Annotated in this window: 1 protein-coding gene; it reads left to right on the top strand. The window is 63.9% G+C overall.

Annotation, left to right across the window (positions count from 1 at the left end; translation table 11 throughout):
* Positions 1 to 263, top strand: a 263-nt coding sequence (locus LKL37_RS23050; protein WP_431612581.1) for an isocitrate/isopropylmalate family dehydrogenase, incomplete at both ends; no start/stop codon positions are given.

The following is a 263-nucleotide window of genomic DNA, read 5'->3' on the forward strand; positions in this document are numbered from 1 at the left end:
TGCCGTACTGGGATGAGCGCGTGGCGGAGATGGCGCGCCAGTACCCCGATATCGCCTGGGACAAACAGCACATCGATATTCTGTGCGCGCGCTTCGTGCTGAACCCCGAACGCTTCGACGTGGTGGTGGCCTCCAACCTGTTCGGCGATATTTTGTCGGATCTCGGCCCGGCCTGCACCGGCACCATCGGCATTGCGCCGTCGGCCAACCTGAACCCGGAGCGCAACTTCCCGTCACTGTTCGAACCGGTACACGGCTCGGCG

Source organism: Chryseobacterium sp. 'Rf worker isolate 10' (assembly GCF_050753305.1).
In the GTDB taxonomy this organism is placed as follows: domain Bacteria; phylum Bacteroidota; class Bacteroidia; order Flavobacteriales; family Weeksellaceae; genus Chryseobacterium.